Genomic DNA, 26,629 nt, shown 5'->3' on the forward strand with positions numbered 1-26,629 from the left:
ATTACGTAGGAGAGTAATATTTTTGAAAATGGTGCTCTCATCGAGCAGGTTCCTCCATTTTATAACCGAGACCACGGATAGTCTTAATGTAAATTGGTTTTTTTGTATCCGGCTCGATTTTATCTCGCAAATGACTTATATGGACATCGACGATACGGGTATCTCCTACAAAATCATAATCCCATACACCGCTCAGCAACTGATCTCGTGATATTACTTTCCCTTTATTTTTAGCTAAGAAATATAACAACTCAAATTCTTTTCGAGTGAAGGTGACTACTTTTCCATCCATTTCCGCTTCATATCTTTCTGGGAAGATGGTTATGTTTCCGACTGAAATAGAACTAAAGCTGTTCTGATTTGCTTTTGTGGTCCGTCTCAGTATAGCTTTTATTCTTGCGATTACCTCTTTAGGGCTGAATGGTTTCGTCAAATAATCATCTGCCCCAAGTTCCAACCCCAGTACTTTATCAAATTCTTCATCTTTTGCAGTGAGCATGAGGATTGGTGTTTCAATCTTATTGTTTCTTAAATATTTACATACTTCAATTCCATCCATTTCTGGTAGCATTAGATCTAAAACAATCAAGTCATAATCATTTGTCTCTGCTTTTTGGACAGCTTCAGCTCCGTTATATGCTTCGTCTGTTGTAAACCCTGATTTTTCTAGATTGTATTTTAATAATGTAACAATTGGTTTTTCATCATCTACGATAAGAATTTTTTGACTCATTGTAAATCCTCGTCTCCTCTTATAACTAGTTATCTATTAATACAACTCTATCTTAACATTGAAACTTAAGTTGAGTATAACAAATACCTTAATATTAAGTAATTTTAACATAGTTTACAGTAAATTATTATTGACGCATATGGTGAAGAATATAATATTGAGTTGAATAGTAATATTCATAGTCCCTACCTAAGTCCGCAGCCCCGATACACCTTCGCTTTCCATGTGGCTGGTGAGCCCCCGCAGTGAAGAGAGCCAGACTAAGAACGACACGTCCTGTGCGTCGGGGGCTCGCGGGCCGCCTGCGGAAAGCGAGAGGTATTTAAACTGCGGGACCTCCAAAAGAAAAGCCGCTGAGACAAAGTTGTTTTCACAAAAATAAAACCACCATTCTATGAATTTCATAAAATGGTGGCTTTGTTATATGTCTTATAGATTTTTGATTAGCTCGTCTGCGAATTCAGAGCATTTAACTTCCGTTGCGTCGTCCATTAGACGTGCGAAGTCATAAGTTACTACTTTTGATTCAATCGTCTTGTCCATTGACGCTGTAATTAGATCTGCTGCTTCTCTCCAGCCTAAATGCTCTAGCATCAACACTGCAGATAAGATAACAGATGACGGGTTAACTTTATCTAAGCCAGCATACTTAGGCGCAGTACCATGTGTAGCTTCAAAGATTGCATGTCCTGTGTCATAGTTGATGTTTGCTCCAGGAGCAATTCCGATTCCGCCTACTTGTGCAGCAAGTGCATCAGAAATGTAATCTCCGTTTAGGTTCATAGTAGCAACTACATCAAATTCTCTTGGACGAGTTAAAATTTGTTGTAGGAAAATATCTGCGATAGCATCTTTAATGATGATTTTACCAGCTGATACTGCATCATCCTGTGCTTTATTAGCAGCGTCTTTTCCATCTTTTTCAACAATGCGGTCATATTCAGCCCAAGTGAATACTTTATCGCCGAATTCTTCCTCAGCTACTTCATAACCCCACTGTTTGAAAGCACCTTCTGTAAATTTCATGATGTTACCTTTATGTACAAGCGTAACACTCTTACGGCCTTCATTGATGGCATATTCGATAGCAGAACGTACTAGACGTTTTGTTCCTTCTTCAGATACTGGTTTAATTCCAATACCAGAAGTTTCTGGGAAGCGGATATTTTTAACGCCCATTTCGTTTTGAAGGAAATCAATTACTTTTTTCACTTCTTCAGAGCCTTTTTCCCATTCGATACCAGCGTAGATATCCTCTGTATTCTCGCGGAAAACAGCCATATCAACGTCTTCAGGACGCTTTACAGGTGAAGGAACTCCGCTGAAATGACGTACTGGACGTAAGCAAGTATATAAATCTAGTTCTTGACGTAATGCAACGTTTAATGAACGGAATCCTCCTCCAATTGGAGTTGTAAGAGGTCCTTTAATTGCAATTTTATATTCATCAATTTTATCAAGCGTTTCTTGAGGTAACCATTCACCAAATTTATTGAATGCTTTCTCACCCGCATAAACTTCTAACCATTCAATTTTCTTTTCACCATTATAAGCTTTTTCAACTGCAGCATCGATTACACGACTTGCAGCTGCCCAAATATCCGGACCAGTTCCATCTCCTTCAATAAAAGGAACAATTGGGTTATTTGGTACATTCAATACCCCATTTTCTACTACAATCTTTTCTCCCTGTGTCATGACACAACCTCCTATGTATATTCATTAAGAATAGCTGGATATGTGATCCAGCTATCCCTACTATCTATCTATAACTTAATTACTCTCGATTTTCAAGTGGAATAAACTTCGCATGTTCTGGGCCTACGTAATCTGCACGCGGACGGATTAAGCGGTTATTCTCATATTGTTCAAGAATATGTGCCAGCCAACCAGATGTACGGCTAACTGCAAAAATCGGAGTGAATAAATCATGATCAATACCTAAGCTGTGATATACGGATGCACTGTAGAAGTCTACGTTTGCAGGCAATCCTTTTTCTTCTTTTATATAGTCTTCTATTTTAATACTCATCTCAAACCATTTCTCTTCGCCCACTAATTCAGTAAGCTGTCGAGACATTTCTTTTAAATGTTTAGCGCGCGGATCTCCATTTCGATAGACACGGTGACCCATTCCCATAATCTTTTCTTTATTTGCTAGTTTATCTTTTACATAAGGAATAGCGTTATCCACTTCGCCAATTTCAGTCAACATCTTCATTACCGCTTCATTTGCTCCACCATGGAGTGGGCCCTTCAATGCACCGATAGCAGCAGTGATGCCTGAATACATATCAGATAGCGTTGCTACACATACACGTGCTGTAAAGGTTGAAGCATTCAATTCATGATCTGCGTGAAGCACAAGTGCTTTATCAATTGCTTCAACTTCAATATCTTTAGGTGCTCTACCATTTAACATATAAATAAAGTTTTCAGCAAAAGTATATTCCGGTTTAGGCTGAACAGGTTCTTCCCCATTACGGAGACGTGCAAACGCTGTCACAATTGCACCTAAATTCCCTTGAATACGGATAGCACGCTTCAAATTGGATTCCCTGTCCAGTTTTTCAGGGTTTTCGTCATACAATGACATATACGAAACAGCTGTACGTAATGCTGCCATTGGATGAACCGATTTAAGGTCATAAGACTTTAAATGTGCAATGAGACCCTCTGGCACTTTCATGTTTTCAACCAATGCTTTTCTTATCTCTTCTAACTCAGTTTCATTAGGAAGCTTTAAATTCCAAAGCAGATAAACTACTTCTTCAAAGCTCGCATTTTCTGCTAAATCATCAATTGGGATACCGACATATGTCAATTGGTCATCAATAATGGAACTGATTGAAGACTCAGCAGCTACTACTCCTTCTAACCCCTTAGTTGGTGTTGTCATAACAAAACCTCTCCTTTTTCTATATATTTGTTCACTCTAACTTTCTTGCGACAATATTATATTTAAAAAGGCATTAAACTTATATATTCATGTATTTTCATATATTTAATAGACTGATCATATAATATTGTCTACCCCAAGTCCATTATATAGGAAATGACGCATAAAGTGAATTGAAAGCGTTTAAACACAGAAAAATTAGCTGAATTCCTGAATTTTTAGTCTAATATTTCTATTAAAAACATATGTATAGAAAGAACCGAAGTTTTTGGGGGATTTTTAATGGACAAGTCAATTTTAACAAAAACATTAAAATTATGCATCATTTTACTTCTCATTGTCAGTATATATTTTATTTTCCGCTATACTTTTTCTCTTATATTTCCCATGATCATTGTTTTTCTTATCGCATATCTTATGGAACCAGCAGTCAAATTTTTACATACAAACCTCAAGCTTCCAAGAGCATTGGCAAGTATCCTCACACTGCTGACTCTATTATTGGTTGGCATAGGAATATTGTTTATGGTTGTTACAGAGATTTATGAAGGAATAGCTTATCTTGCAGAAATTCTTCCAGAACAGCTTCATCAATTCGGGACAATTATGGATCAGTTTTTCACTCAGAGGATTCTGCCAATCTATGAACAGATATTATTACTCTTTAATCAATTGACAGCGGATGATCAACTTTTTGTTGAGGAGTATATTACAGATTTATTCAAACATGTTGCAGGTCTTGTTGGCATGTTTTTTCAAAGTTTGTTATTCGCCATACCTCGTAATCTTGCAGCGATACCAGAATCGATAACCGTGACTTTCTTCATTTTGCTGGCCAGTTTTTTATTATCAGCAGATTACCCAGGAATCAAACACTTTTTTGCCAAACATATTCCAATAAAAGTATCTACTAAGCTCCAACATATCGTCTATCATCTTAAGAAATCAACACTAGGTTATTTAAAAGCACAATTCATTTTGGTAGCCATATCCTTTCATTTGATATTCCTTGGTCTATCCATTATCGGAGTCAAACATGCTCTTACCATCGCTCTATTTATGATTCTTGTCGATTTAATCCCATTTCTGGGGACAGGCTTATTGTTCATACCTTGGATCGGCTACTCCTTTATAACAGCTGACTATCCGATGACAATTGGACTATCCATTGTGTATGGAATTGTGATTATCACAAGACAATTGATCGAACCAAAAATATATTCAATGAATATGGCAATTCACCCACTCGCCTGGCTCGTTGCTGCTTTTATCGGCATGAGAATATGGGGAGTCCTAGGCTTATTGCTTGCTCCATTTGCCATCATTATCCTTAAAGGACTTATCGATGCCGGGTTGTTTCGATGGCTAATAGGTTATATCAACGGAAAAACTTAAAATCGGCGATATATTATCGGACCTTTTTGAACAAGTTTATAGAGTAATTTCGAAACTATCCGCTTGCACATAGATCGTGAAAAAGGTAATAGAAAAGTCAATCCAATAATATCTGATATCAATCCTGGTGCAATCAATAATAAGGAACCAACGATGATACAGAGACCATCTACTATTTCCGCCGCCGGCACTTGGTTTGATTGCATGGATTGTGATGCTCGTTCCCATGTTTTGAAACCTTGCTTCCTGCCAACAGCAAATCCGAGTAGAGCTGTTAATATGATGAATAGAAGCAGCGGCCATACCCCTGTGTTGCTGCCAATCCAGATAAGTAAACCAATTTCAATTAAGGAAAACACACCAAAACCGATTATTAACCAACGCATGATATCACAGCCTTTCCTTTTTTATGTCCAATATTATTGGCTGTATAAAAGAAGGATAAGCAATGCTATTGAATTTTAGCATTGCTTATCATTACCTTTATTATTATTTACAATACACTTGCATGACCGTTATAAATGTCACCTTTTGTTCCGTCGATTGTTACATGTTGTCCATCTTCCAATACCTTCATTGCATTTTCTACACCGACAATCACCGGTATACCTAGACTCAATCCGACAACTGCTGCATGGGAAGTCAAGCCGCCTTCCACAGTAACAATTGCACCTGCTTTTTCGATTGCTGGCATCATATCCCTATCTGTGCCATACGTTACAAGAATATCTCCTGGGCTGACTTTTGCAATCGCTTCTTCTCCACTACGAGCAATGACGACTTTTCCATACGCACTTTGACGTCCAATTCCTTGTCCTTTTGCGATAACATCTCCTATGATATGGACTTTAAGAAGATTAGTCGTACCACTTTCGCCAACAGGAACACCGGCTGTGATAATTACTCTGCTGCCATGACTGCAAATTCCTGAAGCTACTCCACGCTCAATTGCCACATCCAGCATCTCATCTGTATTACTCGCCTTTTCACTCATAATAGGCTGTACACCCCATACAAGAGCCAATTGACGATTTACTCGCTCATGAAAAGTGACGGCTATAATTGTTTGTTTCGGTCGATATTTAGAAATCATACGAGCAGTATGTCCACTTTCAGTCGGAGTGATGATTGCCTCCACATCTAAATTCATCGCTGTATGAGTGACCGATTGACTGATGGCTTCAGTAATCGTCATTTCAACTAACTTTGATCTTTCACTTAAGATACTTTTATGTTCAAGAGCTGATTCTGTTTTCAATGCGATATTATTCATCGTTTTTACCGATTCAACTGGATACATACCGGCTGCAGTTTCTCCAGATAACATAATAGCATCTGTACCATCAAAGATGGCATTTGCAACGTCTGATGCTTCAGCACGAGTCGGTCTTGGGTTCCGTTGCATGGAATCCAGCATTTGAGTTGCAGTAATCACCGGTTTGCCAGCAAGATTACATTTCTTAATTAGCTGCTTCTGTACAAGCGGTACATCTTCAGCTGGAATTTCAACTCCCAAGTCGCCTCGGGCAACCATTAGTCCATCGCTCACCTGTAAGATCTCATCGATATGATCTACGCCTTCTTGGTTTTCGATTTTAGGTATGATTTGAATATTAGTACCGAGATGTTCTTCCAATACTTCCCGTATTTCAAGTACATCCGATGCACGACGGATAAAGGATGGTGCAATGAAGTCCACGTTATTTTTTATTCCAAAAATAATATCTTCCCGATCTTTGTCAGTAATTCCAGGTAAATTCAAGGAAACGTTAGGTACGTTAACACCCTTTTTATTTTTGATTTCTCCTGAGTTGAGAGCTTTTGTTTCGATTTCATTTTTCTCCTTGTGAATCTCTACAACTTCCAACTCAATTAAACCATCATCCAGTAAAATCTTGGACCCGACCGCAACATCATGGATCAGTCCCGGATACGTAACTGAAAATCTTTCCGCATCGCCTTCAACTTCATCCATTGAAATAAACACGGTACTGTTCATTTCAATATCTGCTCGGCCATCTTTAAAGTTACCTGTACGAATCTCTGGCCCCTTCGTATCTAAAAGAATGGCGATATTTTTCTTTTTATTGGCTGCCGCTTCACGGATATTTTGGATACGAGCACCATGCTCCTCAAAGTCACCATGAGAGAAATTAAGCCTGGCCACATTCATTCCAGCATCAATCAACTGTTCTAAGATTTCAACTGACTCTGAAGCAGGGCCAATCGTGCATACTATTTTTGTACTTCTCAACGTAATTCCTCCTTAAATTTTAGAGCTATATAGATAATTCTTTTGATAATCGATACATTTCATCATGTATTGTATTAGATCCATTAAAAATATCATTAAAAGCATAATCCACAAGTCGATTATTCTCTATACCAACCATTCTACCCGCTTTACCATCCATTAAAAGCTCTATAGCTCGACCACCAAGTCTACTTGCGAGTACACGGTCCGTCGCAGATGGTGAACCACCGCGCTGGATATAACCAAGAACAGTGACACGAGTTTCCAATTTCGTTTCTTTCTCTATCTTTTCACCGTAGTCAAATCCGCTGCCGACTCCTTCGGCCAACAGAATGATACTATGTTTTTTACCACGTTCATGTCCACGTTTTAATCTATCAATAATATCCTGGAAATCTTCTTTCTTCTCAGGGATAATAATCGACTCTGCACCACCGGCAAGACCAGCCCATAACGCAAGATCGCCTGCATCCCTTCCCATTACCTCGATGATGTAAGTTCTTTCATGGGAAGTCGCTGTATCACGAATTTTATCAATCGCTTCAATAACAGTATTTAGAGCCGTATCAAAGCCAATTGTAAAGTCAGTGCCAGTTATATCATTATCAATTGTAGCTGGAATGCCGATACAAGGAAATCCTTTCTTCGTCAGAGCCTCCGCTCCACGAAAACTTCCATCGCCACCAATGACGACTAATCCTTCTATCCCGAACTTTTCCAACTGTTCAATTGCTTTTTGTTGTCCTTCATCGGTCTTAAACTCTTCACTACGTGCTGAGAACAGAGCTGTTCCTCCCCGTTGGATAATATCACCAACCGAACCGATTTCCATTTTTTCTATATTGCCTTCCATTAAACCTTGGAAGCCATATTTAATCCCATATAGTTCAAGTCCGTGATAAATTCCTTTTCGAACGACAGCGCGAATCGCTGCATTCATTCCTGGTGCATCTCCACCACTTGTCAGTACTCCAATTCGTTTCAACATGATCACCCCGTAAAATAGGTTTTTCTAATTGATAAATTGATTGCAATAAACTGTACTAATAATTTAATAGAACCTGTTACATATATACCCACTATCTTTAAAGATAAATAAAAAACGTCAAAATAGCAATTATTTAACCGTTAAATTTATGTTTATCAACTATTTCTACTATTTTTCGAGAAAAAACGTGGTACAGACCCATACAGGTACGTACCACGTTTTCTTATAATATATCAAATTGACCAATCTGTTTATATTTTTCCCATCTTTTCTCCAACAATTCTTCCTCATTCAGTTGTGATAAATTCTGGAGCGATTTGGATAGGACTGTATCGATAAATTTGGACTGTTCATCCACATCTCGATGCGCCCCACCTCTCGGTTCAGGGATTATTTCATCAATCACTTGCAACTTTTTCAATTCATAGGAAGTGATCCCCATCGTTTCCGCAGCTTTTTTTGCTAAGCTGGCATCTTTCCAGAGAATAGAAGCTGCTCCTTCTGGTGAGATAACAGAGTAAGTGGAATTCTCCAGCATATGGACATGGTCACCCACACCAAGCGCCAGAGCTCCACCACTACCACCTTCACCAATGACGATACATACAATCGGCACACGTAACCCGGCCATCTCCATTAGGTTTCTGGCAATCGCTTCACTTTGGCCACGCTCTTCTGCAGCCTTACCAGGATATGCACCTTTTGTATCAATAAAACAAACAATCGGACGCTTGAACTTTTCTGCTTGCTTCATATGACGGAGTGCTTTACGGTAACCTTCCGGATGCGGCATGCCGAAGTTGCGGCGAATATTTTCTTTCGTGTCTTTACCGCGCTGATGACCGATAACGGTAATTGGCTTGTCTTTATAGAAAGCAATTCCAGCTACGATGGCAGCATCATCACCGAAGTTGCGATCTCCATGAAATTCAATGAAATCAGTGAAGATTCTTTCGATATAGTCTAGTGTCGTCGGACGTTCCCCGTGTCGTGCCATTTGCACCCGTTCCCACGGTTTTAGATTACCATATATATCATCTTCTAAGACCCTTAATCTCTCTTCTAACGTCGCTATTTCTTCAGATAAATCAATTTCACTATCATTAGTGAACTTTTTCAGTTCAGCTATTTTTTCTTTTAAATTGACTACCGGTTTTTCAAAATCCAATACTTGCTTCATTTTTAATGCTCTCCACCCTTCTTATGTAGCTTCAGCAATGTAGAAAGGGTGTCTTTCATATCTTTACGATGAATAACCTTGTCCAATTGCCCATGCTTCAACTGAAATTCGGCGGTTTGAAAATCTTGCGGCAATTTTTCCCTAACGGTTTGTTCGATAACTCTTCTTCCGGCAAAACCAATTAAAGCTCCCGGCTCAGCAAAGTTGTAATCACCGATAGAGGCAAAGCTTGCAGATACTCCTCCAGTCGTTGGATGAGTCATAACAGAAACCATTAGCCCACCAGCATCACTGAAGCGTTTAATTGCAATCGACGTTTTCGCCATCTGCATCAAGCTTAATACCCCTTCTTGCATCCTTGCTCCACCGGAAGCACAGAAAATAATAAATGGAATGGATTCTTTTCTGGCATTTTCAATAGCACGAGCTATCTTCTCTCCAACCACGGAACCCATACTTCCCATGCGGAAATTGGAATCCATAACAGCAAAAGCAGTTTCTTGTCCGTCAATGGTGCCTTTACCTGTTACAACAGCTTCGTTTAAGCCAGTTTTTTTCCGGTCTTTTTCCACCTTTTCAATATAATCCGGAAAATTCAACGGGTTTGTAGAAGTGATGTTTGCATCCCATTCTACAAAAGTTCCCTCATCAAATAGGCTATCAATCCGTTCCCATGCGGTCAGCGGATGATGGTAGCCACAATTCACACAAACATGAAGCATCTTTTTGATTTCTTTTCTATAAAAGATTTTATTACAACCTTTGCATTTTTGCATAAGGCCTTCAGGAACATCGACCTTGCCATTTTCACTCGGTATCGATGCGTAACGTCTACGCTTGCTAAATATATCTTTCAGCAAGGATCATACCTCCTTCTCAAAAGCAACATACGAAGCATATCCACCACTCATCATAGCTTATCCTATTAGAGAAATTTGTCATAATTTGCAAGGAGCTATAAATTATTTATTATTGATATGATTTTACTGCTCGTATAAACTTTCTAACGCGTTGTTGTCTTTCTCTGCGATTATTTCCAAGAGCTTATCATAAAATACCTGGCTCTCATATACACTATCAATCGAATGCGAAAATTCTTCCAACAACATCCAAATTTTTAACAATAATTTATTATTTGCTTGTTGTAGCACGCATGTGAAAAAGTCGATATGTTTCTTCTCGGATGGCGCACTGCTTTTCACAATTGCTTCCAGCTTAGTTAAAGTATCCTCCTGAATCAGAGGCAATGCCATTTTGACTGCTTCTTTTTCAATCATGCGTTTAACTTGATGAAGCTCATTTCTTGTTTGATCCTCTAATAAAATGAAAGAAGATAATAATTCCACAGATTGCAATGATTGATAGGATCTAAGAAATGTTCCTTCACCGTGTCGAGTTTCAATTAATCCCAATAATTCCAAGGCTCGTAATGCCTCACGAATGGATGACCTTCCAGCCTGCAGCTTGTCGGAAAGCTCCCTTTCTGAGGGGAGCTTATCACCCGGGGATAGATGGTTATCACGGATATACATGCGTACCTCTTCTAAAACTCCTTGATATACTTTTGGTTTTGAAGACTTTGACATAACCTAAAATCCCTTCTGCAGCGTCATGAACGATCTATTCAAATTTTCCTGTAAGCTGCCTAGTTTTTTCCGCAACCTCTTCAGGATCAACTTGAAGACGTGCAACACCAGACTCCATCGCAGCTTGAGCTACACTTTTGGCAACAATTGGTGCTACACGGGCATCAAATGGAGCTGGAATAACATAATCTTCATTCAACTCCTCCTCAGAAATGAGGGATGCAATCGCATGGGCAGCTGCTACTTTCATTTTTTCATTAATGCGTGTCGCTCTAACATCTAAAGCTCCACGAAAAATTCCTGGAAATGCCAACACATTGTTGACTTGATTTGGGAAATCTGAACGGCCAGTACCAATTACTTTTGCTCCAGCTTGTTTGGCTATTTCAGGCATAATTTCCGGTTCCGGATTTGCCATTGCGAATATAATTGGATCATCATTCATTTTTGCAACCATTTCTTCCGTTAGTGCGCCAGCAACAGATACACCGATAAATACATCTGCACCTTCCAGCATATCTTCCAACGTTCCTTCTTTTCTATCTAAGTTGGTAAATTGCGCAACCATTTCTTTAACCTCATTCATCCCATACGGTCGACCTTCAAATATCGCACCTCGAGAATCACACATTACCATACTTCTAACACCGAAGCTTTCTAATAAACGGGCAATTGCAATACCAGCTGCCCCGGCACCACTTAAGACTACTTTAATATCTTTAAACTGTTTATCAACAAGTTTCAATGCATTAATTAAACCGGCAACAGTCACAATAGCTGTTCCGTGTTGGTCATCGTGGAAAATCGGAATGTTCATTTCTTCTTTCAAACGGTCTTCTATGATGAAGCAATTAGGTGCTGCAATATCTTCCAGGTTGACTCCGCCAAAAGTCGGCTCCATTAACTTCACCACATTCACAATCTGATCAACATCCTGCGTAGCCAAGCATATCGGGAATGCATCCACTCCAGCAAAACTCTTAAACAGTACCGCTTTGCCTTCCATAACTGGAAGTGAAGCTTCCGGACCAATGTTTCCTAATCCTAATACTGCTGAACCATCACTTACGACTGCCACCATATTCCCCTTCATGGTATAGTCGTACACACGGGATGTACGATCATAAATTTCTTTACATGGCTCTGCAACCCCTGGTGAATAAGCGAGGCTCAAGTCTTTTGAATCGTTTACTTGAACTTTGGATTGGACTGACAATTTACCTTGATTTACTTTGTGCATATGCAATGCTTCATCTCTTAAGCTTGCCATGATTTTATTCTCCCCTTTTTTAACATTCCTGAATTGATGGTTTACAGCAATCCAAGTGGTCTGACCACCCCTAATGACTTCTATATTATAACAAAAGAGATTTATCTGTAAAGCTCATACGCGTTCAGGTTTTCTTCACAACCACGTTGTCCCTGCCAAAAAATGTTCGTAACTGCTGTAGACAGGCACCCGTCGGTTCAATAAAATAACTTTGATTCAATTTATACGATTGTTTTTCTGCTTCATTATATAAAATGATCGGGACATTTCCTGGATACAATTTCGAAGCTTCGCCAATAACCGGCAACGCCTGTGGATTTGTTTGCTTCGTCGTTTTAATAAACATCATTTTATCAAATTTATGCTCAAGCTCTTGTTCTGTGAAAAGCTGGATATTATCAATAACAAATTGTAGCTTTTGATTCCGTTCTTCGACTTTTCCAATAATCATCACGATTTGTTCTTCCTCAAGCCAGCGTTTCACTTCACGGTACTTATCAGGAAAAATGACAGCATCGAGAATATCGTGTTCATCCGCAATCGTGAGAAAAGCCATTTGATCTCCGCGTTTGGTACGTATCTGCTTGATTTCCTGCAGAATAACAACAGTCTTCACGTTTTTCCTGCCAGCCAATGGTTCCATTGAAGCTATGGGAAGAAACCCGTTTGCTCGTAATTGGGAGCGATAATTTTTTAATGGATGGCTAGAAAGATACATTCCGACCAATTCTTTTTCATCCTGTAGTTTTTTAGTGATTGTAAAATCTTCAATCTCTACATAGTTTACGTCTAGGTTAAGCTGATTCTCAAATAGATTCGGCTGATCGTGGAACTCACGGAACAATTCACCTTGTTCTAATGCTTGATCAATGGATGCTAGCAAACTCGCGCGATTATTAAACAACTCATCAAAAGCACCAGCTAATATCAAATTCTCTATTGTGGAACGCTTAACCGATTCATTCGGCACTCGGAGACAAAAATCAAATAGATTTTTGAATGCTCCCCCATTTTTTCTGGCTTCAATGATTGCCCGTATCGCATCATTTCCAATCCCTTTTATCGAACTGAGACCCATCCGTATTTTATCTTTTTCAACAGTATATTTACCGAAGCTTCTATTTACCGATGGTGGTAATAGTTCCATGCCGATTTCATTCATTTCTTTAATATACAAATGCAATTTTTCTTGTTGATTTCTAGATCTCGTCAAGATTTCAGCAAAAAAACTTGCAGGAAAATTCGCCTTTAAGTAGCTTAATTGATAGGAAATCTTACTATAGGCGACCGCATGGCTCCTCGGAAAACCGTAGTTTGAAAAACGGACAATCCAACTGAATATTTCTTCCGCTACTTTTTCTGTATAGCCACTTTTCAAACAACCATCAATAAACCGTTGCCGCTCCTCCTGCATCACTTGATGATTTTTCTTACTGACGGCTCTCCTTAATATATCGGCCTCCCCAAGCGTAAAACCGGCAATCCGACTTGCAATTTGCATGATTTGTTCTTGGTAAACAAGCACACCATACGTAGTTTCTAAAATCGGCTTTAAATCTTTATGTGGATAAACAACTTCTTCCTTTTGATGCTTTCTCGCAATATAGTTAGGAATGAAATCCATTGGTCCTGGACGGTAAAGGGCATTAACAGCAACAATGTCTTCAAAACCAGTTGGTTTAAGCTCGCGTAGGACACGCTTCATCCCAGCCGATTCCAATTGGAATACTCCATTCGTTTTACCTTCACGAAGAAGTGAGTAGGTTTTTTCATCATTTGCAGGAATTTGTTCTAAACGTATTGGTTCTTTTCTGCGATAATTGATTGAATCTATGACCCTTTCCAATAAGGAAAGATTGCGAAGCCCAAGAAAATCCATTTTTAAAAGTCCGATCGACTCTAAATCATTCATTGCAAACTGGGTCAAATACGTATTTCCAGTGCCTGTTGTAAGTGGCACATGTTCAACCAGTGGTTGCTCACTGATCACCACACCTGCAGCATGGGTTGAAATATGCCTCGGCAAACCTTCTAGACGGACCGCGATAGAAAACAGAAGCTTCAACTTCGGTGACTGTTTAATATATTCCTTCAGTTCTGGAAGTCCCTTCATCATTTCTACAATCGATTTCGATGACTGGGTCGGAATCTCCCTTAAGATGAACTGGGCATCTTGTCCGTCAACTGCTAGGGTTTTAATCAACTCCCGAATGAGAGATCTCGCTGCAAATGTACCAAACGTAATGATTTGTGCGACATGTTCATGTCCATATTTTTCCCGGACATAGTCGATTACTTCGTCTCTCCTTTCATCAGAGAAATCGATGTCAATATCCGGCATTGTTTGGCGTTCAGGATTTAGAAATCTCTCAAATAATAGGTTGTAGTGAATAGGGTCAACATCCGTTATTCCAAGGACATAAGCCACAAGTGAACCGGCAGACGAACCACGTCCTGGACCAACTGCAATCCCTTGTTGTTTAGCGTAGGCGATAATATCTGCAGTAATGAGGAAGTAATCACTGAAGTCCATTCTTTGTATTACTGATAACTCATATTCCAACCGTTCCCTTATTTCTGCTGTAATGTTTGAATACTTTTCTGGAAGCTTCATGAAACATTGCTTTTCTAAATAGTCATGAACATCGACCCCATCCTCTAATGGATAGGTAGGCAACAGACGCTTTTGGAAATTAAATTCAACGGAACATCTATCCGCAATTTTCGCCGTTTCATGAATTGCATCCGGGAAAAGTCCACCAAGTTCCAATTCCACTTCTTGTACCGTTCGCAAATGCTTATTCCTTAATGCTTCATTGGATACTTGCATACTCCATTCTCTTCCATGTTTCATCGCTAGAAGACAGTCATAACTGTATACATCTTTCTCTTCCAAATAATGTACGTCGGTGGTTACGGTTATATTTGCTGGATAATTGTTCGTATAGTGCTTTAATAATGTTGTTTGCTTACTATTATTTTCTACACCAATGTAGAAATCTCCTTGTTCAAATAATCTTTCATACATACTCAAGTAAGAGTGGACTTCTTCAAAGCTGCTTTCTTCAAGTCTTTTGGAAAGCTCCACATCATTTACCGGAAGAATCCCAATCAAACCAACCGTGTGATCTGATAATTCATGTACAGTGATTCCTTCTCTTCCTTCAACTTGGAGTATCGTACTGAGACGAATGAGATTCTTGTAGCCTGAATTATTTTTCGCTAACAATGTAATCTTCGTATGTAAGTTATCTTCTCTTGAAACAGGAATAATCAACCCGATAATCGGCTTGATTCCAACCTTCTTACACGCTTTATAAAAAGGGATCACTCCATATAGAACCCCTTCATCCGTCAAGGCGAGTGCGGAAAAGTTCATTTCTTTTGCCTTAGCCACTAAACGATCAATGGTAATCGTACTATTCATAAGGCTGAAACCGCTTCTGACCTGTAAATGTGTATAAGACATACAATCCCACCTTCTGTTCTATGTGTACTATTATACCAAGGAAATAGGAACATGCATACGGTTAACACCTAATACCTGTTGTAACTGTATATCCTCGAAATATGAAACCTCTATCGGAACGATCGCTTCACACCGATATTGATGAACAATTTACGCAAGTTAATCAAGGTACTGTAATGGTTCATATTCATTCAGGATTCAACATAACATAATAAAGGACAGGCTAAAGGGAGTGAAGCAATTGATTGAGGAACGCTTTTTTGCCGCATTTATACACTGCTTTTTTATTGCTTTTGGAGTCATTCTCGGTGGCTCTGTCATTGGAAGTATCGGAGACTTCGCAACTGGAGATCCCCCGCTGTCTTCCATGACAAGAATTGCAGATCGACTTAGAATTTGGGCGATTGTCGCAGCAATTGGCGGTACATTTGATGCCATTGCCAATGTGGAAAGAGGATTATTTGGCGGTTCAACCTTTGATCTCCTGAAGCAGGTCCTTCTAATTGTCTCAGCTATGGGCGGTGTCAAGGTGGGGCTGACAATCATTGAATGGATTACACAGAAAGGTATGTCTTAAATGCATTTTCCACCATACTATAAGAGACCTGGTTGGCAGCGATTCTTCGTCGGTATGTTTACTGGTGGTGTGATTGGATATTTTATTTTACTTTATATGTACGGGTCGATGTACGAGAATCTACTAACTGAAAACTATGATTTACAGGAAGCGATTATTGACCTAAGAGAACAAAATAAAGTATTACTGGAAACTCAAGAAAATCAAGATACGGCATTATCCATTCAAGAAATAGAGATTATTATTTCCAACCCAGATATTATTAAAGATAGCTTACTTATATCACAGTTAAAAACATTAATAAAAGAAGAAATCAGTCATCTAATCGGGGTAGAAGTTCAAGTCGTTTCTGCCAGTGAAGAGTTGCTTATCTCAGCGATTGAAAACAAGGCATTCACAATCGATAAAGTCTCCTATCATTTTACAGTCTCCAGACTTACATTCGCTCCAAAACTTAAAATCGTAGTTGACGCGAATATTCTAAATTGAACAATTTATGAACATTTTAGACTTTTCGTTTAACGAAGGGTCTTTTTGTGTATGATGGAAATAACATATAATGTAAGCGCTCTAATTGAGTATAGGCACCTTTTCAAGATTATTCCATACGATAAAAGAGTATAAGGAGGGGAGAAACATGATTATTCCTGCGAAATCATTGGTAGTAGAAAATATGAAAAGATTAAAGAACGGAGAAACAGCCTTTGTTGAGTCAACTGAAGTGATTCGACTATTAGAGCGTGATATTGCCCGAGAAAATTTAAATGTTTTTATTGACAAAACACCAGCCGGTTGTTGGATTATTCCTCAAAAAGATTCTACAAAAGTTATGGAATAACCCAGACCAAAGGTCCGGGTTATTTTCTGTAATTTTTACATGTTATATCTAAATCATGGATGACCGCATCTGCTTCTTCCCAGCTGTAAACCGTCGCTCCCGAAGCCAATGGGTGTCCCCCACCGTTATATTTCGCTGCTATCTCATTAATCACTGGACCTTTAGAGCGGAGTCTCACTCTTATCAAATCATCTTCTTCGATAAAGAACACCCATGCTTTAATCCCTTTAACATCACCGAGTACATTAACGAGTTGTCCTGTCTCATCTGCAGAAACTTGATACTCATCCAACAATTCTTTTGTCAGCTTTATTGCACACAATCCAGACTCGAACATTTTAAAGTCCTGCAGGATATGACCTCTAAGCCGCATAATATTCGTCTCTACACTGTAAAGATTTTGATATAATTCCGGGCGGTCAAATTGATAGGTAACAAGCTCAGCAGCAAATTGGAACGTTTTCTTCGTTGTGCTTGGAAATAAAAATCTACCGGTATCACCTACTATACCAGCATATAGTAATCTCGCTCCCTCATCACTTAACTTGAATCCCTCGCTCTTTCCTGCTTCAAACAATTCATAAATCATTTCGCTTGTTGAGCTTGCATCGGTATTAACCCACACAACATCTCCATACGCATCCACATTCGGATGATGATCAATTTTAATTATCTTCTCACCCAACTTATGGCGCTCATCATCTATTCTTGGTGTATTCGCCGTATCACATACAATAACAAGAGCCCCTTCATACACATCCTCAGAAATGGTGTCCATTTTAATAAGAAATTCAAACTCGGGGTCGTCCACTCCAACAATATAGACATTTTTATCAGGGTAAGATGTTTGGATGATTTCTTTTAATCCACCTTGAGAACCAAGTGCATCTGGATCAGGGCGGACATGACGATGAATAATAATTGTTTCATATTGTTTTATCGCTTCAATAATACTACGTTTTTCCATAATACAGCTCCAATCTCCTTAAGGGAAAACCTATTATTTAGTCTTACTCCGTACATAACTAGAAAAATACTGTAAAACAAGTTAGAATAGAATAGTGATTTAGTATTTAAGGTAGTTTAGGAGAGATGATATGATAATTTTCCCTATAGGTATCGTGATTTCCCTTGTACTATACGTTTATTATAAGGTTGCTATTGTGAAAAGCAAAGATATCTTAACACAAAAGTATTTTAATGGTAAGTCCCGTATCTGCCTAGGTGCTTTTATTCTGCTGTTTGGAATTAACCAATATTTCTTTTATGAGACGACACTTTCTCTAATTATCGGCATTATATTTGTACTTTTAGGTGGTTTGCAGGTAACTCGTGGTTATAACGAAGCAAGGCATTATCGAAATGAATATCGGAGATTGAATCCTAGCGAATAAAAAACATGCACCTTCTCTTAGGTGCATGTTTTTTTAACGATTAATCAATTGTGCCATTAATAAGCCTTTACCAATAAGGTTTTTCTCATCAAACACTTCAACGTCCACTTTCGCATATAGTCGTCCAACCTCTAGGATAGTCGGCTTAATCCGGAGTTCACTATCGATTTGCACCGGCTTCGTGAAGTAAACGGTAATATTTTCAATGGATAATTCCGCTCTCCGTTTATCCATCAACAATCTACTGCTTGCCTCTATAATCAAAGCAGTGAAGACTCCGTGACCTAAGGTTCCTAAATGATTCGTCATTTGTGGTACAACTTGTGAAACGAATACATTTTCCTCATCAGGAGCAGCTTCCAAATTACTTGTAATGATATCTGTAATGGTCTCCCCTACTTGTGGCTGACGTTGTATTTGCTGCATTGCCTTCAGTACATCCTGTCTGGACACTACACCAATTAAAATTCGAGAATCATCTACTACCGGCAAGAGTTCAATACCTTCCCAAACCATCGTATGAGAAGCAGACGCCAGTGAAGTTTTAGACTGCACGGTATGAGGTTTCTTACTCATCACTTTGTCGATACTTATCTGTTCATCCTGACCTACAATATCTTTTGAGGAGATCATCCCAACTACGCGCATCTTACTGTCGACCACTGGAAAACGTGTGTGGGTGGAACGTCTATTTAATACATACCAATCCTCAATCTTATCCGTATTACGCATATAAAATGTATCTTCCAATGGAGTTGCGATATCTCCTACAAAGATAATTTCCTTTTTGATCAACTGGTCATAAATTGCACGGTTAATCATAGAAGCTACGGTAAACGTATCATAACTTGTAGAAATGATCGGCAAGTCCTTCTCGTCCGCAAGTTGCTTATTCCTTTCTTCTGTATCGAAACCCCCGGTAATCAACACAGCAGCTCTGGTCTGCAACGCACGATAATGCGCTTCCACCCGGTTACCAACAATAAGTAAAGAACCCGCATCCGTGTAACGCATCATGTCTTCCAGCTGCATGGCACCGATCAAGAATTTACTTAATGTCTTATGAAGGCCATCACGTCCTCCAAGTACTTGTCCATCAATTATGTTGACAACCTCTGCAAATGTCAGCCGCTCGAAGTTTTCTTTTTTCTTCTTTTCAATCCGAATGGTACCGACCCGCTCAATCGTACTTACAAGCCCTTGATTTTCCGCTTCCTTAATTGCCCGGTAGGCAGTTCCATCACTTACATTCATGACTTTTGCAATTTGGCGTACGGAGATCTTTTGGCCAACTTCTAAAGATAAAATATGTTGCAAAATCATTTCGTGTTTCGTAGCCATCTTAAACACCGCCTAATCTGTACTATAGCAATACTTCTAATTCAATTATACAGATTAGAACCCAACTACTCAACGATTAGCACGTATTTTGTTTTCCTCAAAAGACTGTTCCATTACAGGCGGTGCGATCATTTGTAAAAGATTCGCCAAATTCGCTCCAACTACAAGCAGCAAAAATGCCAGCCACATACCCCAAAACGTCATCTCCAAGCCTGAAGCTGCAAGTGTAAACTTCGGCCAGGCGAAATAGAGCATGAGAGCTGCCAGAAGTAGTCGGAGGGTGGGTAGGTTTTTCATAGTATGTTTCCTCCTTTTTAAATATATATATGGAGTAATCATGTGTGAAAGAACAATTATTATGTAAAGTGACTAGTCGTACCAAACGTCAATTGTCGGTTTATGTGAATCGTCCCATTCAATTATTGGATTATCCTCTCTGTCACTATCACCAGGATTACCTAGATTTACATCACATTTTCCTTTTATTTCTTTGTAAGCATTCTCTTCTATAATTGGATCCTTCGCTCGCCAACTTTCAATTTGCTCATCGAGAACAATTTTGCCTCTTTGCGGTCCATACCCTCTAACATGATGTTCGCAATTTCCAATCCATTGGATATGTTTCCATTCGCTTCTAAATTTTGTAAAAATAGAGGGTGAAGTGAGATAGCAGATAATGAAACGATACTTATAAACAACAATATTTTTTTAAAAGGAACATTCTTCTAAAAAACAGGCTCCATATGGTGCATAAGCATGAATGGAAGGACGGTTGTACCAGTTGCTCCATTTTTTCAACGTATATCTAACAGTTTATGTAAAACAACTGCATGTACCAATGAATCATCTCTTCCCCATAAAAATAAGAAAGTAATGCACCTGCAACTATATACGGACCAAATGGAATCGGCTGTTTTCGTTCAACAATTTTAAGTGCCATTAACGCTATTCCCACTACAGCACCTAATAGACATGCCAAAAAGAAAGCTAGGAGTACATTTTGCAGTCCTAATACAATTCCTAACACTCCAAATAACTTCATGTCCCCAGCACCCATACCTCCACGGCTAATAATGATAATCAACGCAAGCAGTGCAATTGCTATAAGCGAGCCGACAATCGGAGACCACCAAGGATCCAACGGACTGATAAATCGCATAATGATAAAAAATGGCAGGAAAAATCGCAATACATTGTTTTGAATGATCATATAGTGAATATCAGAAACGAGTATAATCATCAACATGGATACTAGCATTAATGCTATGACTAACTCCCAGTCGAATCCAATCTGCATGTAACTGAATAGAAATAAACATCCAGTTAATGCTTCAATTATCGGATATACAGGTGAGATTCTTTCACCGCAATACCTACATTTCCCAAACTGGATGAAATAAGACATAATAGGCATTAGTTCATACCAAGACAATGTTTTTTTACATCTTGGACAATAGGAGCGGTCATTTATAAATGTTTCATTTTTCGGTCCTCTAAGTCCTACCACGTTATAAAACGAGCCGAATATCGCTCCAAATGTAAAGAATAACAGACAATATATGTACTCCAACCTCCGGCCCCCCTCAGCTATATCGCATGTAACTTTTCACCCATGATTATAGCACTATATGGAAGTAATTTCATGAATCTACACAAAATTATTATGAAATTTACAATCAGAAAAAGCCCTATAAACAGTAAACTGTTTATACGGCTAACATTCGCAATATTTATCTATAACTATAATTCGATGGATTCGCCAATTTTCAATGCACGACCTTCTCCGGTTTTCACTTTACTTGCCCAAGCATCTGGATCTTGTTCAATCACAGGGAAAGTATTGTAATGGACCGGTACACTAATCTTCGCATTAATCCAATCAGCTGCAACTAAAGCATCTTCAGGTCCCATCGTGAAGTTATCTCCAATCGGGATAAACGCAATATCAATGTCATTCATTTCCCCGTACATCTTTAAATCGGTAAACAATGCTGTATCACCAACATGGTAAATCGTTTTTCCTCCGACAGTAAGTAAGATGCCGCCTGGCATTCCTCCGTAAATTACTGTTCCATCATCTTCCGCATAGGACGAGCCATGAAAGGCTTGTGTGAATTTTACTTTTCCAAAATCGAATTCACGGGAGCCGCCAATATGCATCGGATGGGTTACAACCCCTTTTGTTCCGAGATATACAGCAAGTTCGTTCGGTGCAACAATCAATGCATCTGTACGTTTTGCAATCTCCACTGCATCACCCACATGGTCATTATGGGCATGTGTCAATAATATAACATCTGCATCCACCGTACTTGCATCTAAATCACAAGCCTCATTGCCAGAGATAAAAGGGTCAAATAAGATCGTATGTGAACCTGTTTCAACTTTTACGACTGAATGACCGTGATAGGATACTTTCATTGAACATCTCTCCCTTTTTAATAATTCTATCTATATTCAAATTAAAACATAATGTATGGTGAAAGTTAAGTTATAACTGTTCGTTGAATTTATAAGATGTGGTTATGAGAAATTGAATATAGTATGAGTTCCTCTTACTTTCACCCTTGTAATGTAAAAAAAGCACCATCGGGTGCTTTTTTGATTTGTGCATTATTCTGTTGGGCTTTCGTCTTTACCTAGTTTTTTCTTTAGTGCTGCAAGTTCATCATCTACATCATTCGTAATTAAATCTTTGAATTCATCATCTAACGTCCGGCTTGCTTGCGAGATATCCTCAGATGTTTCAGCTTCAGCCTCAAAACGTAATACCTTTTCTTCCATACGTTCGAAACCTTGCCTGGATTCATCACCACTGATGGAAGACATCGTACGGTTCATCTTTGTTCTCGTTTTCGCGGATTCTGCACGAGCTTTCAAAGAATCCTTCTTCAATTGCATCTCACGGTATTCACGTTTCATTTCATCTAATTTATCACGGAGAGATGATACATCAGCTTGGGCACGTTCCCAAGACTCTGTTAAGCTTGCCAATGTATTTTCATGGTCTTTCTTATCTTGAAGTGCACGACGAGCTAAATCATCATTGCCTGCTTCGACAGCTTTTTCAGCTTGTTCTTGACGACGATCCACCATCACTTGAGCATCATTTACTTTTCGTTTCAACATTTTTTCATTGGCGATTTGTTTAGCTACCGCAGCCTCTGCTTCTCGAATGTCTTCACCCATATCCCTTAAAAATTGGTCAAGCATTTTCACTGGATCTTCGGCTTTGTCAATCATTGCATTAAGTTCTGAACTGACTACTGTTCTAATCCTTTTAAAAAATTGAAACACAGTTATCTCCTCCTTAATTTTAGCTAATGTATTGTTTCCCTTTTACAAAGGATAACATTCCTGTAATCTTCTATTCCTTATGTATTACGCATTGAAAATGAAAAGGTTTCAAGAAAAATGTAAAAAACTCTTATAAAAATAAAAGCACTGATTAAAAAATCAGTGCTTTTCCTCTATTTGTTCAACAATACTTTAACATCCTCATATTCCATTTGATGAGCATCTGCAACAGCTTTGTAGGCGACGTAACCACCTAATGTGTTTATACCATTGAGAAGTGCTGCATTATCCTTAACAGCCTGCTTCAATCCTTTATTAGCAACTTGCAAAATATATGGTGTTGTAGCATTCGTTAAACCTACCGTCGCTGTTTGTGGGACGGCTCCAGGCATATTAGCCACGGTATAATGGACAACATCATGTTTCATATAAGTCGGGTTATCATGCGTTGTAATCCTGTCACTCGTTTCAAAGTTACCACCTTGGTCAATAGCAACGTCAACCATTACAGAGCCTGGTGCCATTTGTTTCACCATTTCTTCTGTAACTAAAACTGGAGCTTTAGCACCTGGTATGAGTACTGCACCAATAACCAAATCAGATTCGATAACAGACGTATAGATGTTGTGCGGATTTGATACTAACGTATTAATGGAATTTCCAAAAATATCATCTAGTTGACGTAACCGGTCAGGGTTTAGATCAATTATCGTCACCTTTGCACCTAGTCCGACTGCTATTTTAGCGGCATTCGTTCCAACTACTCCACCACCAATAATTGTTACCTTTCCTCTGGCGACCCCAGGTATTCCTGAAAGAAGGATCCCTTTACCACCATGGATTTTTTCAAGAAATTGCATACCGACTTGGGTAACCATTCTTCCCGCCACTTCACTCATAGGAGTCAATAATGGTAAAGCCCCATTCGGCAGCTGAACCGTTTCATAGGCAAGTCCGGTCACTTTGTTCTCTACTAAAGCCTTTGTCAATTCAGGTTCATTTGCTAAATGTAAGTAGGTGAATAAAATAAGTCCTTCACGGAAGTATTTGAATTCTTCTTTTTTTGGTTCTTTTACTTTTAAAACCATATCCTGATTCCAAGCTTCTTCAGCAGTATCGACTATAACTGCACCCACTTCTTTATATTGTTCATCGAAAAAGCTAGAGCCTTCGCCCGCTCCTGTTTGAACGTACACCTCATGCCCTGCCTGCGTTAAAGAATATACACCTGAAGGGGCCATCGCAACACGATTTTCATTATTAAGTATTTCTTTTGGTATACCGATTCTCATTTCCAATCCTCCTATGTAGCATATTCAAATCTAAGCCTATTGTAACAAAAGAAAGACTATTAAGCATTCTTGGAAATAGAATTATTTGTCTGGAAGAGAATTAACTCTCTTCCAGACGAACGATACAGATTACCTGTTTTGGTTATTGAAGTGATGGACTCCACGGTTATTCTTCAACTGATCCTCAACTACTCCACTCTGATAACTTTCATTCAGCTGGTTTTTTACAGCGTCAATTCCTTTAGGGTCGGTAAACAGTTTGTTCTGCTTTTTTATTTTTGCCAAATCAGTCACCTCCTTGAATTTAGTGTGCCCAAGAACCTGTAACAAAGTTGTTATTTTTACTGGCAATATTTGATTGGAACACTTTCCGTTAGGGTATATAATTAAAGTAGGAAGGGGAGATAATTATGAAATATAAAAACATTGTTGTTGCTGTGGACGGTTCTGAAGCCGCTGAGAAAGCGTTCAAGAAAGCTGTTTCTATAGCTCTACGTAATGATGCTCGCCTTATTATTTCTCATGTTATTGATTCCCGGACGTTTGCGACAGCTGAAGCTTATGATCGTACACTTTCCAATCGTGCCGAGGAATATGCAAAAGAATTATTAGACACGTATATTGAAAGCGCAAGAAAAGAAGGACTGACTGATTTGGTAAGATGTATCGAATATGGATCTCCAAAAGTTAAAGTCCCACGTGACATCGCGGAGAACTTCAAAGCAGATTTGATCGTTTGTGGTGCAACTGGTATGAACGCAGTTGAGCGTTTCTTAATTGGCAGTGTCTCAGAAAGCATCACAAGACATGCCAATTGTGATGTGTTGGTGATCAGATAACACAACTTATATTAATTTGAAAGCATCCTTTATAGGATGCTTTTTAATTTTAACTAAAAAATGGGAAAGAGGCTGAAACCTCTCACCCATTAACTTAAGCGTACAGTGTCGCGTGCAATCATGACTTCTTCGTTGGTCGGAATCACGATTACTTTTACAGGCGAATGCGGATAATTAATAAATTGTTCTTTTCCACGTACGTTATTCAGTTTCGGATCCCAATAAACTCCCATGAATTCCAAACCTGTTAAGATTTTCTCACGTACTACATCACTATTTTCACCAACACCTGCTGTAAAAATAATCGCATCTACACCAGACATTTTTGCGGCATAAGAACCAATGAATTGGTGGATTCTTTCAGCAAATACAGTTAGAGCAAGTTCTGCACGTTCATCTGAAGCTGCCCTCTCTTCAATATCCCGTAAGTCACTGGAAAATCCGGAAAGTGCCAACATTCCACTTTCCTTATTTAATACGTGCACAACTTCATCGGCAGTTTTACCCGTTTTGTCCATAATATAAGGAATCAATGCAGGATCGATATCTCCCGATCGTGTTCCCATCGTCACTCCTGCAAGTGGAGTGAAGCCCATTGATGTATCAATGGATTTCCCTCCTTCGACAGCTGTAACACTTGCTCCATTTCCTATATGACAAGTGATGAGACGTAGATCCTCGATTGGAGTGCCGATCAATTCTGCAGCTCGCTCTGATACAAATTTATGGCTTGTTCCATGGAAACCATATTTCCGAATGCCATATTCCGTATAATAGTTTTTAGGTAAACTATATAAATAAGATGATTTTGGCATGCTCTGGTGGAATGCTGTATCAAAGACTGCCACCATAGGTACATCAGGTAAGATTTCCTGGAAAGCTCGAATTCCTGTCAAGTTTGCAGGATTGTGAAGCGGAGCCAACTCGGAAACATTTTCAATCGTTTGAATCACTTCATCCGTGATCAGTACGGAATCACTGAAGTATTCACCACCATGAACAACACGATGTCCAACCGCATCAATCTCCTGAAAGCTTTTGATGACACCAGAATCAGTCAATGCTTTGAGCAATAATTGTACTGCGACACCATGGTTTGGGATATCTGAAATTGACTTCTCCTTATTACCATTCACTTCCATTTTAAAGATCGAATTATCCAGACCAATTCTCTCAATAACACCGATAGCAGATACCTTCTCTTCTGGCATCTGAATCAATTGAAATTTTAATGATGAACTTCCTGCATTTATTGCTAATACATTTTTCATAAAATC

The 26,629-nt window shown here is 38.9% G+C and carries 26 protein-coding genes; 6 read left to right on the forward strand and 20 right to left on the reverse strand.

Features of this window, described 5'->3' with window-relative positions; translation table 11 throughout:
* Positions 1-37 precede the first annotated feature (37 nt).
* The 3 genes from ACFSBH_RS07710 to citZ form a co-directional block, all read right to left on the reverse strand.
* Entirely contained in the window at positions 38-733 is a 696-nt protein-coding gene (locus tag ACFSBH_RS07710; RefSeq protein WP_251514969.1) for a response regulator transcription factor, read from the reverse strand.
* Positions 734-1,162: 429 nt separating this feature from the next.
* A complete protein-coding gene (icd, locus tag ACFSBH_RS07715; RefSeq protein ID WP_251514971.1) occupies positions 1,163-2,431 on the reverse strand; it encodes an NADP-dependent isocitrate dehydrogenase in 1,269 nt (422 codons plus the stop codon).
* A 79-nt stretch (positions 2,432-2,510) separates the two neighbouring features.
* Positions 2,511-3,632: a citrate synthase gene (gene citZ, locus ACFSBH_RS07720; protein WP_251514974.1), complete on the reverse strand. Its 1,122-nt coding sequence runs from the start codon at positions 3,630-3,632 to the stop codon at positions 2,511-2,513.
* A gap of 282 nt (positions 3,633-3,914) precedes the next feature.
* Here citZ and ytvI point away from each other — a divergent pair, with 282 nt between their 5' ends.
* On the forward strand, positions 3,915-5,027 hold the full coding sequence (gene ytvI, locus ACFSBH_RS07725; RefSeq protein WP_251514992.1) for a sporulation integral membrane protein YtvI: 1,113 nt from the start codon (positions 3,915-3,917) through the stop codon (positions 5,025-5,027).
* Here ytvI and ACFSBH_RS07730 read toward each other — a convergent pair.
* The 8 genes from ACFSBH_RS07730 to dnaE all read right to left on the reverse strand — a co-directional run bounded on the left by ACFSBH_RS07730 (position 5,024) and on the right by dnaE (position 15,774).
* A complete protein-coding gene (locus tag ACFSBH_RS07730; RefSeq protein WP_379596965.1) occupies positions 5,024-5,413 on the reverse strand; it encodes an FxsA family protein in 390 nt (129 codons plus the stop codon). The two genes, ytvI and ACFSBH_RS07730, sit on opposite strands and share 4 nt — an antisense overlap.
* A gap of 107 nt (positions 5,414-5,520) precedes the next feature.
* Positions 5,521-7,281, reverse strand: coding sequence for a pyruvate kinase (gene pyk / locus ACFSBH_RS07735; protein ID WP_251514997.1), 1,761 nt, complete (start codon positions 7,279-7,281; stop codon positions 5,521-5,523).
* A 25-nt stretch (positions 7,282-7,306) separates the two neighbouring features.
* Positions 7,307-8,266: a 6-phosphofructokinase gene (gene pfkA, locus ACFSBH_RS07740; RefSeq protein ID WP_251515049.1), complete on the reverse strand. Its 960-nt coding sequence runs from the start codon at positions 8,264-8,266 to the stop codon at positions 7,307-7,309.
* 226 nt (positions 8,267-8,492) lie between these two features.
* Entirely contained in the window at positions 8,493-9,449 is a 957-nt protein-coding gene (gene accA, locus ACFSBH_RS07745) for an acetyl-CoA carboxylase carboxyl transferase subunit alpha (protein WP_251514999.1), read from the reverse strand.
* Positions 9,450-9,451: 2 nt separating this feature from the next.
* A complete protein-coding gene (gene accD, locus ACFSBH_RS07750) occupies positions 9,452-10,309 on the reverse strand; it encodes an acetyl-CoA carboxylase, carboxyltransferase subunit beta (protein WP_251515001.1) in 858 nt (285 codons plus the stop codon).
* Positions 10,310-10,432: 123 nt separating this feature from the next.
* Positions 10,433-11,035 (reverse strand): FadR/GntR family transcriptional regulator, encoded by a 603-nt coding sequence (locus ACFSBH_RS07755; RefSeq protein WP_251515011.1) that lies wholly within the window; start codon positions 11,033-11,035, stop codon positions 10,433-10,435.
* Between the two features lie 34 nt (positions 11,036-11,069).
* Positions 11,070-12,305 (reverse strand): NADP-dependent malic enzyme, encoded by a 1,236-nt coding sequence (gene ystJ, locus ACFSBH_RS07760; RefSeq protein ID WP_379596968.1) that lies wholly within the window; start codon positions 12,303-12,305, stop codon positions 11,070-11,072.
* A 124-nt stretch (positions 12,306-12,429) separates the two neighbouring features.
* A complete protein-coding gene (gene dnaE, locus ACFSBH_RS07765; RefSeq protein WP_251515016.1) occupies positions 12,430-15,774 on the reverse strand; it encodes a DNA polymerase III subunit alpha in 3,345 nt (1,114 codons plus the stop codon).
* Positions 15,775-16,018: 244 nt separating this feature from the next.
* On the opposite strand from dnaE, the gene ytrH reads away from it, so the two are divergent.
* From ytrH to ACFSBH_RS07780, 3 genes are all read left to right on the forward strand, one after another.
* Positions 16,019-16,351: a sporulation membrane protein YtrH gene (gene ytrH / locus ACFSBH_RS07770; RefSeq protein ID WP_251515050.1), complete on the forward strand. Its 333-nt coding sequence runs from the start codon at positions 16,019-16,021 to the stop codon at positions 16,349-16,351.
* Entirely contained in the window at positions 16,352-16,840 is a 489-nt protein-coding gene (gene ytrI / locus ACFSBH_RS07775; protein WP_251515018.1) for a sporulation membrane protein YtrI, read from the forward strand.
* 148 nt (positions 16,841-16,988) lie between these two features.
* Positions 16,989-17,189 (forward strand): hypothetical protein, encoded by a 201-nt coding sequence (locus ACFSBH_RS07780; protein WP_379596971.1) that lies wholly within the window; start codon positions 16,989-16,991, stop codon positions 17,187-17,189.
* A gap of 19 nt (positions 17,190-17,208) precedes the next feature.
* Here the strand turns inward: ACFSBH_RS07780 and ACFSBH_RS07785 are convergent, their stop codons facing one another.
* Positions 17,209-18,156, reverse strand: a complete 948-nt coding sequence (locus tag ACFSBH_RS07785; protein ID WP_251515024.1) for a DHH family phosphoesterase — start codon at positions 18,154-18,156, stop codon at positions 17,209-17,211.
* 130 nt (positions 18,157-18,286) lie between these two features.
* Here ACFSBH_RS07785 and ACFSBH_RS07790 point away from each other — a divergent pair, with 130 nt between their 5' ends.
* Complete coding sequence (locus tag ACFSBH_RS07790; protein ID WP_251515028.1) at positions 18,287-18,583, forward strand: YtpI family protein; 297 nt, start codon at positions 18,287-18,289, stop codon at positions 18,581-18,583.
* Positions 18,584-18,616: 33 nt separating this feature from the next.
* Here the strand turns inward: ACFSBH_RS07790 and ACFSBH_RS07795 are convergent, their stop codons facing one another.
* From ACFSBH_RS07795 to ACFSBH_RS07825, 7 genes are all read right to left on the reverse strand, one after another.
* Positions 18,617-19,924, reverse strand: coding sequence for a DRTGG domain-containing protein (locus tag ACFSBH_RS07795; RefSeq protein WP_379596974.1), 1,308 nt, complete (start codon positions 19,922-19,924; stop codon positions 18,617-18,619).
* A 69-nt stretch (positions 19,925-19,993) separates the two neighbouring features.
* Positions 19,994-20,221 (reverse strand): hypothetical protein, encoded by a 228-nt coding sequence (locus tag ACFSBH_RS07800; RefSeq protein ID WP_251515030.1) that lies wholly within the window; start codon positions 20,219-20,221, stop codon positions 19,994-19,996.
* A 508-nt stretch (positions 20,222-20,729) separates the two neighbouring features.
* Positions 20,730-21,494 (reverse strand): prepilin peptidase, encoded by a 765-nt coding sequence (locus ACFSBH_RS07805; protein ID WP_251515031.1) that lies wholly within the window; start codon positions 21,492-21,494, stop codon positions 20,730-20,732.
* A 170-nt stretch (positions 21,495-21,664) separates the two neighbouring features.
* Positions 21,665-22,345 carry a metal-dependent hydrolase gene (locus ACFSBH_RS07810; RefSeq protein WP_251515033.1) on the reverse strand — a complete coding sequence of 227 codons (681 nt, stop codon included), beginning with the start codon at positions 22,343-22,345 and terminating at the stop codon, positions 21,665-21,667.
* Between the two features lie 192 nt (positions 22,346-22,537).
* Complete coding sequence (locus tag ACFSBH_RS07815) at positions 22,538-23,221, reverse strand: PspA/IM30 family protein (protein ID WP_251515034.1); 684 nt, start codon at positions 23,219-23,221, stop codon at positions 22,538-22,540.
* Between the two features lie 173 nt (positions 23,222-23,394).
* Complete coding sequence (gene ald / locus ACFSBH_RS07820; protein ID WP_251515035.1) at positions 23,395-24,513, reverse strand: alanine dehydrogenase; 1,119 nt, start codon at positions 24,511-24,513, stop codon at positions 23,395-23,397.
* A gap of 129 nt (positions 24,514-24,642) precedes the next feature.
* Positions 24,643-24,798 carry a hypothetical protein gene (locus tag ACFSBH_RS07825; RefSeq protein WP_251515036.1) on the reverse strand — a complete coding sequence of 52 codons (156 nt, stop codon included), beginning with the start codon at positions 24,796-24,798 and terminating at the stop codon, positions 24,643-24,645.
* A 125-nt stretch (positions 24,799-24,923) separates the two neighbouring features.
* Here ACFSBH_RS07825 and ACFSBH_RS07830 point away from each other — a divergent pair, with 125 nt between their 5' ends.
* On the forward strand, positions 24,924-25,352 hold the full coding sequence (locus ACFSBH_RS07830) for a universal stress protein (protein WP_251515037.1): 429 nt from the start codon (positions 24,924-24,926) through the stop codon (positions 25,350-25,352).
* A gap of 89 nt (positions 25,353-25,441) precedes the next feature.
* Here the strand turns inward: ACFSBH_RS07830 and ACFSBH_RS07835 are convergent, their stop codons facing one another.
* Complete coding sequence (locus ACFSBH_RS07835) at positions 25,442-26,623, reverse strand: acetate kinase (RefSeq protein ID WP_251515039.1); 1,182 nt, start codon at positions 26,621-26,623, stop codon at positions 25,442-25,444.
* Between the last annotated feature and the right edge of the window lie 6 nt (positions 26,624-26,629).

Origin of the sequence: Oceanobacillus luteolus (genome assembly GCF_042678205.1) — a bacterium.
GTDB lineage: Bacteria > Bacillota > Bacilli > Bacillales > Amphibacillaceae > Oceanobacillus > Oceanobacillus luteolus.

Bases quoted from the DNA above. Each gene is read 5' to 3' on its own strand.
- ACFSBH_RS07730 (WP_379596965.1), bottom strand. From the start codon at position 5,413: ATGCGTTGGTTAATAATCGGTTTTGGTGTGTTTTCCTTAATTGAAATT.
- ald (WP_251515035.1), bottom strand. From the start codon at position 24,513: ATGAGAATCGGTATACCAAAAGAAATACTTAATAATGAAAATCGTGTT.
- ACFSBH_RS07755 (WP_251515011.1), bottom strand. From the start codon at position 11,035: ATGTCAAAGTCTTCAAAACCAAAAGTATATCAAGGAGTTTTAGAAGAG.
- ACFSBH_RS07780 (WP_379596971.1), top strand. From the start codon at position 16,989: ATGATTATTCCTGCGAAATCATTGGTAGTAGAAAATATGAAAAGATTA.
- ACFSBH_RS07795 (WP_379596974.1), bottom strand. From the start codon at position 19,924: ATGGCTACGAAACACGAAATGATTTTGCAACATATTTTATCTTTAGAA.
- ACFSBH_RS07830 (WP_251515037.1), top strand. From the start codon at position 24,924: ATGAAATATAAAAACATTGTTGTTGCTGTGGACGGTTCTGAAGCCGCT.
- ytvI (WP_251514992.1), top strand. From the start codon at position 3,915: ATGGACAAGTCAATTTTAACAAAAACATTAAAATTATGCATCATTTTA.
- ACFSBH_RS07790 (WP_251515028.1), top strand. From the start codon at position 18,287: ATGATAATTTTCCCTATAGGTATCGTGATTTCCCTTGTACTATACGTT.
- citZ (WP_251514974.1), bottom strand. From the start codon at position 3,632: ATGACAACACCAACTAAGGGGTTAGAAGGAGTAGTAGCTGCTGAGTCT.
- ACFSBH_RS07710 (WP_251514969.1), bottom strand. From the start codon at position 733: ATGAGTCAAAAAATTCTTATCGTAGATGATGAAAAACCAATTGTTACA.
- ACFSBH_RS07810 (WP_251515033.1), bottom strand. From the start codon at position 22,345: ATGAAAGTATCCTATCACGGTCATTCAGTCGTAAAAGTTGAAACAGGT.
- accA (WP_251514999.1), bottom strand. From the start codon at position 9,449: ATGAAGCAAGTATTGGATTTTGAAAAACCGGTAGTCAATTTAAAAGAA.
- ytrI (WP_251515018.1), top strand. From the start codon at position 16,352: ATGCATTTTCCACCATACTATAAGAGACCTGGTTGGCAGCGATTCTTC.
- dnaE (WP_251515016.1), bottom strand. From the start codon at position 15,774: ATGTCTTATACACATTTACAGGTCAGAAGCGGTTTCAGCCTTATGAAT.
- ystJ (WP_379596968.1), bottom strand. From the start codon at position 12,305: ATGGCAAGCTTAAGAGATGAAGCATTGCATATGCACAAAGTAAATCAA.
- ACFSBH_RS07800 (WP_251515030.1), bottom strand. From the start codon at position 20,221: ATGAAAAACCTACCCACCCTCCGACTACTTCTGGCAGCTCTCATGCTC.
- ACFSBH_RS07785 (WP_251515024.1), bottom strand. From the start codon at position 18,156: ATGGAAAAACGTAGTATTATTGAAGCGATAAAACAATATGAAACAATT.
- ACFSBH_RS07835 (WP_251515039.1), bottom strand. From the start codon at position 26,623: ATGAAAAATGTATTAGCAATAAATGCAGGAAGTTCATCATTAAAATTT.
- icd (WP_251514971.1), bottom strand. From the start codon at position 2,431: ATGACACAGGGAGAAAAGATTGTAGTAGAAAATGGGGTATTGAATGTA.